Raw genomic sequence first — 8,999 nt, 5'->3', positions numbered from 1 at the left:
GGTCCCCCGGTCCACTGGTTGCTGCGGCCGGGTCCGCGCCCGGGCACGGGCACGCGACCGGACCGACCGCATCCGGGCGGTCCCCGTTCCTCGTGACCGACCGGGCGGATGCCGCCGGCCGCGCCGCCGCGGACCCCGGCATCCCCGCAGGGCCGGGCACCGGCATCCGCCTGCTGCTGCCCGCGCGGGCTCCGTTCGACGGTGCCGGTGTGCTGGCGTTTCTCGGCGCCCGGGCCATCCCGGGGGTCGAGGTGGCCGGCCCAGGTACCTATGCGCGCACGCTGCGCCTGCCGCACGGGGCCGCGACGGTCGAGCTGAGCCTCGCCGGAACCGAGGACGCGCCCCAGCTGGCCTGCGCGGCGCGGCTCGACAGCCTCGACGACCTCGCCCCGCTCGTGAGCCGGGTGCGGCGGCTGCTCGACCTCGACGCCGACGCGCAGGCGATCGACCACGCGCTCTCCGTCGACCCGCTCCTGGCCGGGGCCGTGCGCGCGGTCCCTGGCATCCGCCTGCCCGGCAGCATGGATCCGGAGGAGACCCTGTTCCGGGCGTTGTTCGGGCAGCAGGTCTCCGTCGCGTCCGCCCGCACCGCGCTTGCGCGGCTGTGCGCGGAGCTCGGAGCGCCCCTGCCGCTTTCCGTGCCGGGGCAGGCGACTCTGCCGGGGCAGGCGCCCGCGCAGCCGTCCGCGCCCGCAACCGGCGACGAGCCTGCGCCGCGCCTGGACCGGCTGTTCCCGACGGCCGAACGCATCGCGGCCGACGGGCACAGCGTGCTGCGCGGACCGGCGAGGAGGATCGCTGCGATCCTCGGCGTCGCAGAAGCGCTCGCGACCGGAGAGCTCACCCTGTCGACGGCGGATTCCCGGGAGTCCCTGACCGCGACGTTGACCGCGCTGCCCGGGATCGGACCGTGGACCGCAGGCTATGTGGCCATGCGCGTGCTCGGGAGCCCGGACATCCTCCTGACGAGCGACCTGGCCCTCCGCCAGGGCGCAGCCCGGCTCGGCCTCCCCGGCGACCCGCACGCTCTCGCGGCCCACGGCGCCGGCTGGGCACCCTGGCGCAGCTACGCCGGAATGCACCTCTGGCGGGCCGCCGCGCTCCCCTGGCCGGCTGCGGCGTAGCTCTCCCGATTGACGGCTACTCTAGGCAGGTGAAGTTTGCGCACCTCAGAGTTGATGGCCAGTCCACGCCCCGCCTGGCAGCGGTGTTCGCGGAATCCGCGCTTTTCCTCGACGAGATCCTCGAGGACGCCCCGCGCGACCTGCAGGACCTGATCGAACGAGGCAGCGGCGAGTACGACCGGGTGCGCGCCCTCAGCGAGAACGCGGTCGCCCACGGAGCGACGCTCACTCCGCTCGAGGAGCTGCGCTACTCATCCGCGGTGCTGCGGCCGCCGCAGATCATCGCGATCGGCGCCAACTACGCCGCGCACTCCGACGAGCTCAAGCTGCGGACCGAGACCGGCGCGATCGTGTTCTCACTCTGGCCGAATTCCCTCACCGGCCACGAGTCGACGATCTCGTGGGCCCCGGAGGTCGCCACCCAGGTCGACTACGAGGCGGAGCTCGGCGTCATCATCGGGCGCCCGGCCCGCAACGTGTCGGTGCGTGACGCCCTCGACTATGTGTTCGGCTACACGGTCGTCAACGACATCACGGCCCGCAACCTGCAGTTCTCCGAGGCGCAGTGGTCGCGGTGCAAGTCCTTCGACGGCTTCACCCCGACCGGCCCGGTCGTGGTGACCCGCGACGAGATCGCCGATCCGCAGGACCTCATGCTGACCACCCACGTCGACGGGCGCATCCTGCAGGATGCCTCGACCGGCGACATGATGCGGTCGGTCGCAGAGCTCGTGTCCTACCTCTCGCAGACCTCGACGCTGCTGCCCGGCACGCTCATCTCCACGGGCAGCCCCGGCGGCGCGGGCTACAGCCGCACTCCCCCGGTCTTCCTGCACGACGGCTCGACCGTGACGATCACCGTGGACAAGATCGGCTTCCTGACCACGCACTGCCGCACCCTCTGACGCCCCCTGGGGCGGGCCGGGAGTAGCATGTGCGGCGAGTCCGTACCCGACCCGAATCGGCGCGGCGAGAGGGGGCACCGTGACCTGCGTCTCGGTCGTGATCCCCTGCTACAACGACGCGGTCTTCCTCGAGGCGGTCCTCGCCGCACTCGGGGACCAGACCCGGCAGGCCGACGAGATCATCGTCGTCGACAACGCCTCCACGGATGCCTCGGCGCGCGTCGCCCGCGCGGCCGGCGCCGTTCTCGTGGTCGAACCGGTGCAGGGGATCTGGCCGGCCGCCGCCGCCGGCTATGACGCGGCGTCCGGCGACCTGATCGCGCGGCTCGACGCCGACTCCGTGCCACCGCCGGACTGGATCGAGCGCGTCGAGCGGATCCTCACGCTCGAGCCCCTCGTCGACGTCGTCACGGGGCCGGGTGATTTCTACGACTGCCCGCGGCTCGTGGCCGCGCTCGGGCGGTTCGTGTACCTCGGCGGGTACTTCCGGCTGATCGGGCTGTGGCTCGCGCAGCCGCCGATCTTCGGATCGAACTTCGTGATGCGGCGCACGGTCTGGGCCGAGGTGCGCACTCTCGTGCACCGGGAGCGGAACGACGTGCACGACGACCTCGACCTGAGCCTGCACCTGCCGCCCTCGGTGTCCGTGCGGTTCGACGCCACGCTCAGGGTCGGGATCTCCGCCCGGCCCTTCGACACCTGGCGCGGCGTGGCCAGGCGACTGGACTGGGCGTACCGCACCCTTGCCCTGCACTGGCCGGAAGGGTCGCCCTGGCGGCTGCGGCTGGCCCGCCGGGCCTGGGCGCGCCGCATCCGAGCCTGAGCGCTGTGCATCTGCGCCGGGCGCGGGAGTTCCGCCGCTGCGCCTGTGGTGCGCCACTCGCGCACCGGCGGATGCCCCGCGCTCGATCCGAGGAGCCCGGTGGGATTCAGGAGCGGGCGTAGAGGGCGAGCAGGTCGCGGGCGAGCTGGTGCGGCGTCGTCTCGCAGGGACTGTGGCCGGTGCGATACACGCGGAGTTGGGCGCCGATCCGCCCGGCGAACGCCCGGTGCAGCTCGAGCGGCCAGAGGTCCCGCTCGCCGACGGCGACAAGCAACGGAACCCGGCTCCGCGCGAGGTCCGCCCGCAGGTCGGGAGCGTTCTTCATCAGCTCCATGATCTCGTCGACGCTCCGGCGGATCGTGTCCTCGAAACGCAGCCGCACGAGGTGGAGCCGGCCGGGTGGCGCATGGTTGCGGTTGGTGACGAGCCCCCAGACCATCAGGCTCGCGATCGTGTGCGCGGGCAGCAGCCAGCTGAGCGGCCCGATCCAGCGCACGCCGCGGAAGGCCTGGCCGGCCAGGGGCGGGGCGCCGAGGAGCACGAGGCTCGCGAACAGCTCCGGATGCGTGGCGAGCGCGATCTCCGCGACGATCCCGGCGAAGGAGTACCCGAGCACGTGTGCGGGCGTCGCCCCGGCGTCGAGGACGGCCACGAGGTCGGCGGTGAACAGTCGGTAGTCATATCCCTGCCCCGCTCCAGGCCCCGCGCCGGCCGACCCGTACTGCCCCGCGAGGTCGTAGCTCTCCACGAAGTAGCCGGCTCCGGCGAGGAGCGGGGCGAGCAGCACGAAGTCCTCCTTCGAACCGGTCGCACCCGGCACGAGCACCACCCGCGGATGCCCCGGCTCGCCCCAGGCGAGCGCCGCGAGGGAACCGCTCGGCGCCTCGAACCGGAAGGCCCTGGCCCCCGGCGGCAGGCCGGTCCAGTCCCGGTCAGGGAGCGACCGGTCGAGCGCCGCTGCCGGATCGTCGCGCGCATCGCTTTCGATGACGCCGGCCGGCCGGTGCACCCCGCGGCGTCTCTCCCGGATGGACACGCTGACACAGTAGCGCGACCCCGTCGTCCCCGAAGCCCGCGACCGGCATCCGTTTCAGAGCGCGGGCTGCGCTCAGAGGGCGAGGGCGAAGGGCAGGAACGGCAGGAACGCGAGCCCGAAGATGAGCCCGAGCACCAACAGCAGGAACACGCCGGCGAGCATCACGGCGTTGAGCACGATGCCCCAGAGGGCCATGGTGCGGGCGTACGGTTCACGGCCGAGGGCGAGCACGCCGGTCACGAGGCCGGCGATCGGGGCCACGAAGGTCCAGCCGGCGAGGATCGAGACGAGCCCGAGCACGAGGCTCGTCAGCGCGAGCGGGCTCGCTGGTCGTTCCGGCGCGGCCGGCGCGTACGCGTACGCCGGCGGGGCCGGGTACGCGGCGGGCGGTGTCGTCTGGTCGGGATGCAGGGTGGACATTCTGGACTCTCCTTGGAATACGGCCGCGGTTCACGGCTCTCTTCCAGAGTACGAAGCCGGCCTTTCGCCGACCATGGGGCTATCCCCCGGATCAGCCCCGGACCGGTCGGGGGTCAGCCGCCGATCAGGGTTTCGATCGGGCCACGCACGAAGAAGACCAGGAAGCCGACCGCGACGATCCAGAGCAGCGGGCTGATCTCGCGCGCCTTGCCGGAGAACGAGCGCACGACGACCCAGCTGATGAAGCCGGCGCCGATCCCGTTGGCGATCGAGTAGGTCAGCGGCATCACGATGATCGTGAGGAACACCGGGAAGACGATCGAGAACTCGCTGAAGTCGATGAAGCGGATCTGCGAGACCATCATCGCGCCGACGATCACGAGCGCCGCGGCGGCGACCTCGAGGGGCACGATCTGCGTGAGCGGGGTGAAGAACATCGCGGCGAGGAACAACAGCCCGGTGATGATGTTCGCGAACCCGGTGCGGGCTCCCTCGCCGATGCCGGCACCCGATTCGACGAACACGGTGTTGGAGGAGCCCGACGTCGCGCCGCCGAGCACCGCGCCGACACCCTCGACGATCAGTGCCGACTTCAGCCGGGGGAAGTTGCCCTTCTTGTCCGCGAGGCCTGCCTCGGTCGCGAGGCCGGTCATGGTGCCCATTGCATCGAAGAAGTTCGTGAACACGAGGGTGAAGACGAGCATGAGCGCCGCGAGTACGCCGATGCGGTCGAAGGCGCCGAAGCTGACGTGGCCGAGCAGGCTCAGGTCGGGCAGGGAGACCGCGGTCGTCGGGAGCACGGGGGCGTTGAGGTTCCAGCCGTACGCGTTGGTGCCGAGAGATGGCCCGACCTTGAAGATCGCCTCGAGGATCACGGCGATGACCGTGGTCGCGACGATCCCGATCAGGATGGCGGCCTTGACCTTGCGCGCGACGAGCACGCCGATCAGGAGCAGGCCGATCACGAACACGGTGGTCGGCAGGGTCACGATCGACCCGTTGTCGCCGAGCTGCACGGGCGGGCTCGCGGTCCCGCTCGAGCGGACGAATCCGGAGTCGACAAGGCCGATGAACGCGATGAACAGGCCGATGCCGACGGTGATGGCGATCTTGAGCTGGTGCGGAACGGCGTTGAAGATCATTTCGCGGAGCCCGGTCGAGGCCAGGAGCACGATGATGAGTCCGTTGATGAGCACGAGGCCCATCGCCTCCGGCCAGGTGACCTGGCCGACGACGCTCACGGCGAGGTAGGAGTTGATGCCGAGGCCGGCGGCGAAGCCGAACGGCAGCCGGGCGATCACGCCGAAGAGGATCGTCATGACGCCGGCGGTGAGCGCGGTGACCGCAGCGACCTGGGCGTTCGGGAGCCAGCCACCGACGACGTCGACCGAGGCCTGGTCTGCGCTGAAACCGCCGAGGATGAGGGGGTTGAGGATGACGATGTACGCCATGGTCACGAAGGTGACGAGGCCGCCGCGGACTTCACGGCCCCAGCTCGAGCCGCGGGTCGTGATCTCGAAGTAGCGGTCGATACGCCCCTTCACACTGGTGCGGAGTGGTGCGGGCGTGTCGGTCTGTGTAACAGGAATGGGGTTCTCCAGGCTGCCGTCGCGGCTGATTCTCAGCTACCAGCTTACGCGCGTTGAGATGCGGTCCCGGGTATGCGCCACCGCCTCCCACCTCAGACGTGCGGGACGAAGGCTCCCCACGCCAGCCGCCGCTCGGCCAGCGGATCGGACTCGACCCGGTCGGCCGCGTCGATGATGAGGGTCAGCCGGCGCGTCTCGTCGTAGAGCGGCCACGCGGCATCCGGTTCGCCCGTTGTCGCGAAGCCGAGCCACCAGCCCTGCATGCGCGCCCCGATCGCCTTGAACTCACGGCGGCCGCCGATGATCGTCATGCCCCGGCCGAACCAGCCGTCCAGCCGGTCGAAGAGCGGGAACAGTTCGAGGCCGTGGGTCGCGTCGAGTCCCATCCTCCGCACGAGTCGCGGAGCGAAGTCGAAACGGTAGAAGTGCACGGGGGCGTAGCGGGAATGGCGCTCGCCGACCTTGAGGCTCGGGTACCAGAACGAGAAGTCGCCGCCGAAGTCGAGGGCGGGGCGCAGCGCCGGGATGCCGGGGTACTGGGCTTTCAGCGCCTTCCTCGCCTTCTTCTTGGTGTTGGCGAAGATCGCACGGATGCGCTTGGGCGTCGAAGCGAGGATATCGATCCGTCCACTGAAGAGGGAACCCTCGCGGGCGTTGGTGCCGATGATCAGCGGGATCCGGGCCGCGCGACCGTCCCGGAACGCGTCGAGCGGGCGTTCGGGCAGGAAGTCGCCGTCGATGACGGGCGAAAGCGGAATCGTGCCGGGGTACTGGTCGGGCGCCCGAACGGTGAGCTCCATCGTCGCGGCGGCGAGCCGGCCCGGAGACGCGTCGAGCAGCAGCGCACGGGATTGGCCGAGTGCGTCCGGCCCCGCGTCCGCCCGCGCGTCCTGGCCGGCGTGCTCCGGTACGCGTGCGATGCCGTCCGCTGTCGCGCGTGCCGCGAGGATGCTCACGAAGTCGCGCGCCCACTCCGCCGTGAGCGCCGGCGGATACACCGCGTTCGGCGGTGCGCTCTGCGCGATCGCGCGCTGGAAGAGCCCGTGGGCGCTCGGGACGGTCATCAGGGTCGTCACGGCATTGCCCCCTGCCGACTCGCCGAAGAGCGTCACGGCATCGGGGTCGCCGCCGAAGAAGCGGATGTTGTCCCGCACCCAGGCGAGGGCGGCGGCCTGGTCCCGCAGCCCGAGATTGCTCTCGAACGGGCGTTCCGGCGTCGAGTAGCTGCTGAAGTCGAGGTAGCCGAGAGCGCCGAGCCGGTAGTTCAGGCTCACGTAGAGGATGCCGCCGCGCCGGACGAGGCCTTCGCCCTGGGTGGGCACCTCGCGGGAGGACCCGACGCTGTACGCGCCGCCGTGGATGAACACCATCACTGGGCGGAGTGCGCCTGGGTCGACGGGCGCGTCAGGGGCGATCACGTTGAGATTGAGGCAGTCCTCGTCCTGCGGGATGTCCGGGCGCGCCCCGTTGAACTGTCCCTTGTGGCTCTGCGGGGAGACGGGTCCCCAGTCGGTCGCGTCGCGCACGCCCGGCCAGGCCGCCGGCGGCTGCGGGGCCCGGAACCGCAGCGGTCCGACGGGCGCAGCGGCATAGGGGATGCCCCGCCAGGCGCGTACGCCCCGCACCCGGATCCCGCGCACCAGGCCGGTCCCGATCCGCACCGTCAGTGCCGCGTCAAGCGAGTCGTCGTGGGCAGGCTGAACGGTTCGGGTCACTGTCCGATCCTAATTCTTCACTACGATCGGAATACGTCCCACTACGAAACGAGCGACAATGGCAATGCCCTGGACCCTGCACGGCGACGGAAAAACGGTCGGGGTCGGGGACGTGGTCGGGCCGGGTGAGCGCCTGAACTGGCCGCTCACGATCGGGATCGGCGCCCAGCACGTCGTCGCGATGTTCGGTGCGACCTTCCTCGTTCCGCTGCTCACCGGCTTCCCGCCGAGCACCACCCTCTTCTTCTCCGGCGTCGGAACGCTGCTCTTCCTGATCATCACGAAGAACAAGCTGCCGAGCTACCTCGGCAGCTCGTTCGCCTTCATCGCCCCGATCACCGCGGCCGTCACGACGGCGGGCATGGGCAGCGCCCTGTTCGGCATCCTCGCCGTCGGCGCGCTGCTCGCGATCATCGGCGTCGTCGTGCAGGTCACCGGCACCGGCTGGATCGACGCGCTGATGCCGCCCGTCGTGTCCGGCGCGATCGTCGCCCTGATCGGCTTCAACCTCGCCCCGGTCGCGAAGGCCAACTTCGCCCTCGCACCCCTGACCGCCGTGATCACCCTGGCCGCGGTCATCCTCTCGACCGTGCTGTTCCGCGGCATCCTCGGTCGCCTCTCGATCGTGATCGGTGTCGCGGTCGGCTACCTCGCCGCCGTCCTCTCCGGCCAGGTCGATTTCTCGAAGGTCAACGACGCCGCCTGGATCGGGCTGCCGCCGTTCACGCTGCCGACGAACCCCTTCGAGAACGCCGCCGTGCTCGGGGTGCTTCCCGCGTTCCTGCCGGTCGTGCTCGTGCTCGTCGCCGAGAACGTCGGCCACATCCGCGGCGTCGCCCAGATGACGGATGCGAAGGTGAACCGGTTCACCGGGCGCGCCCTGATGGCCGACGGGCTCGCGACGATGCTCGCCGGGTTCAGCGGCGGATCGGGCACGACGACCTACGGCGAGAACATCGGCGTGATGGCCGCGACCCGGATCTACTCGACCGCCGCGTACTGGGTCGCCGGCCTCGTCGCCGTGCTGCTCGGCCTCTCCCCCAAGATCGGCGCGGTCATCAACACCATCCCCGCCGGGGTGCTCGGCGGCGTCACGACCGCCCTCTACGGCCTGATCGGCATCATCGGCGTCAAGATCTGGCTCGACAACAAGGTCGACTTCAGCCGCCCGGTCAACCAGTTCACGGCCGCGACCGCGCTCATCATCGGCATCGCCGACTACACCTTCACCGCCGGTTCGCTGAGCTTCAACGGCATCGCGCTCGGCACGGTCGCCGCGATCGTGATCTACCACACCATGACCGTGATCGGCCGGCTCCGCCGCACCGACCGCTGACCCGCTGACCCGCGACACCGTCGTTCGACGCAACGTCGGAGTTTTTCGCGA

At 70.8% G+C, this 8,999-nt stretch carries 8 protein-coding genes; 4 read left to right on the top strand and 4 right to left on the bottom strand.

The features are described from left to right. The 3 genes from E3O50_RS12135 to E3O50_RS12125 all read left to right on the top strand — a co-directional run. Positions 1 to 1,124: AlkA N-terminal domain-containing protein (locus E3O50_RS12135; protein ID WP_347237720.1), on the top strand; the 1,124-nt coding region annotated here is incomplete at its 5' end. Positions 1,125 to 1,153: 29 nt separating this feature from the next. After that, positions 1,154 to 2,029 (top strand): fumarylacetoacetate hydrolase family protein, encoded by an 876-nt coding sequence (locus E3O50_RS12130; protein WP_134559139.1) that lies wholly within the window; start codon positions 1,154 to 1,156, stop codon positions 2,027 to 2,029. A 79-nt stretch (positions 2,030 to 2,108) separates the two neighbouring features. Further along, positions 2,109 to 2,852, top strand: coding sequence for a glycosyltransferase family A protein (locus E3O50_RS12125; RefSeq protein WP_134559137.1), 744 nt, complete (start codon positions 2,109 to 2,111; stop codon positions 2,850 to 2,852). 106 nt (positions 2,853 to 2,958) lie between these two features. Here E3O50_RS12125 and E3O50_RS12120 read toward each other — a convergent pair whose 3' ends face one another. From E3O50_RS12120 to E3O50_RS12105, 4 genes are all read right to left on the bottom strand, one after another. Then, positions 2,959 to 3,888, bottom strand: coding sequence for an alpha/beta hydrolase (locus E3O50_RS12120; protein WP_323510815.1), 930 nt, complete (start codon positions 3,886 to 3,888; stop codon positions 2,959 to 2,961). Between the two features lie 72 nt (positions 3,889 to 3,960). Beyond that, positions 3,961 to 4,308 (bottom strand): hypothetical protein, encoded by a 348-nt coding sequence (locus E3O50_RS12115; protein WP_241975350.1) that lies wholly within the window; start codon positions 4,306 to 4,308, stop codon positions 3,961 to 3,963. A 113-nt stretch (positions 4,309 to 4,421) separates the two neighbouring features. Next, complete coding sequence (locus E3O50_RS12110; RefSeq protein ID WP_134449569.1) at positions 4,422 to 5,897, bottom strand: NCS2 family permease; 1,476 nt, start codon at positions 5,895 to 5,897, stop codon at positions 4,422 to 4,424. A gap of 92 nt (positions 5,898 to 5,989) precedes the next feature. Next, positions 5,990 to 7,612, bottom strand: a complete 1,623-nt coding sequence (locus tag E3O50_RS12105; RefSeq protein ID WP_134559135.1) for a carboxylesterase/lipase family protein — start codon at positions 7,610 to 7,612, stop codon at positions 5,990 to 5,992. Between the two features lie 58 nt (positions 7,613 to 7,670). Here E3O50_RS12105 and E3O50_RS12100 point away from each other — a divergent pair, with 58 nt between their 5' ends. Continuing rightward, positions 7,671 to 8,948, top strand: coding sequence for a solute carrier family 23 protein (locus E3O50_RS12100; RefSeq protein ID WP_134559133.1), 1,278 nt, complete (start codon positions 7,671 to 7,673; stop codon positions 8,946 to 8,948). Positions 8,949 to 8,999 lie beyond the last annotated feature (51 nt).

Origin of the sequence: Cryobacterium sp. MDB1-18-1, assembly GCF_004402735.1 — a bacterium.
In the GTDB taxonomy this organism is placed as follows: domain Bacteria; phylum Actinomycetota; class Actinomycetes; order Actinomycetales; family Microbacteriaceae; genus Cryobacterium; species Cryobacterium glucosi.
This window is presented reverse-complemented; position numbering and strand designations above follow the sequence as displayed.

What these genes read in the sequence shown, in the direction of transcription:
- E3O50_RS12100 (WP_134559133.1), top strand. Translation starts at nt 7,671, where the DNA reads ATGGCAATGCCCTGGACCCTGCACGGCGACGGAAAAACGGTCGGGGTC.
- E3O50_RS12115 (WP_241975350.1), bottom strand. Translation starts at nt 4,308, where the DNA reads ATGTCCACCCTGCATCCCGACCAGACGACACCGCCCGCCGCGTACCCG.